Source organism: Mycobacterium sp. NGS27 (genome assembly GCF_059813005.1).
In genome coordinates, this window is sequence record NZ_JCALDT010000024.1 from 1 (window position 1) to 1,276 (window position 1,276).

At 69.0% G+C, this 1,276-nt stretch carries 1 protein-coding gene; it reads left to right on the top strand.

The genetic code is table 11. The features are described 5' to 3' along the window. Positions 1–1,276, top strand: a 1,276-nt coding sequence (locus AC5Y30_RS25390; protein WP_499922049.1) for an amino acid adenylation domain-containing protein, incomplete at both ends; no start/stop codon positions are given.

Here is a 1,276-nt window from a genome sequence, read left to right on the forward strand (position 1 = left end):
GCTGCTGTTTTCGCGTTCACCCGAGGCGATCACCGCGATGGTGGCGGTATTGAAGACCGGGGCGGCTTATCTGCCGATCGACGCCGCCGCCCCGGCAGCGCGCATCGAGTTCATGCTCACCGACGCGGCCCCGGTCGCGGTGGTGACCACTACCGCGTTGCGCGCGCGGGTCGAGGGTTTCGGCGTGCCAGTCCTCGAGGTCGACGACCCCGCCGTCGATGACCAACCCACCACGGACTTGCCGGCGCCCGCGGCTGATGACCTCGCCTACCTGATTTACACCTCGGGCACCACCGGGGTCCCCAAAGGCGTGGCCATCACCCACCGCAACGTCACCCAATTATTGGAATCGTTGGACGCCGGGCTGCCCACGGCGAGGGTGTGGACGCACAGTCACTCGCTGGCATTCGACGTCTCGGTGTGGGAGATCTGGGGTGCGCTGCTCGGCGGTGGGCGGGTGGTGGTGGTGCCCGACGACGTGGTGCGCGCACCGGACGATTTCCACGACCTGCTCGTTGCGGAACAGGTGAACGTGCTTACCGACACTCCGTCGGCTGTGGCGATGCTGCCATCCGAGGGGTTGCAGTCGGTGGCGTTGGTGATGGCTGCGGAGGCCTGCCCGCCGCAGGTGGTGGATCGGTGGGCGCCGGGGCGGGTGATGGTCAACGCCTACGGCCCCACCGAAACCACGATGTGTGTGGCAATCAGCGCCCCACTGCGGGCGGGATCGGGGGCCCCGCCGATCGGTTCGCCGGTGGGTGGGGCGGCGTTGTTCGTCCTTGATGGGTGGTTGCGTCCGGTGCCGGTCGGGGTGGTCGGTGAGTTGTATGTGGCCGGCGCCGGGGTGGGCGTGGGTTATGTGGGCCGGGTGGGGTTGACCGGGTCGCGGTTCGTGGCGTGTCCGTTCGGGGCGCCGGGGCAGCGGATGTATCGGACCGGGGATCTGGTGTGTTGGCGCGCTGATGGGCAGCTGGACTACCACGGGCGCGCCGATGAGCAGGTCAAGATCCGCGGCTACCGCATCGAACTGGGCGAAATCCAGGCCGCCCTGACCACCCTGGCCGGGGTGGAGCAGGCGGTGGTGCTTGCCCGCGAAGACCAACCCGGGATCAAACGCCTGATCGGCTACATCACCGGCGACGCCGACCCGGCGACCCTGCGTAGCGCCTTGGCCGAACACCTGCCGGCCTACATGATCCCGGCCGCGGTCATCGCCCTAGAGGCGTTGCCGTTGACCGCTAACGGCAAACTCGACACCCGCGCGCTGCCCGCCCCG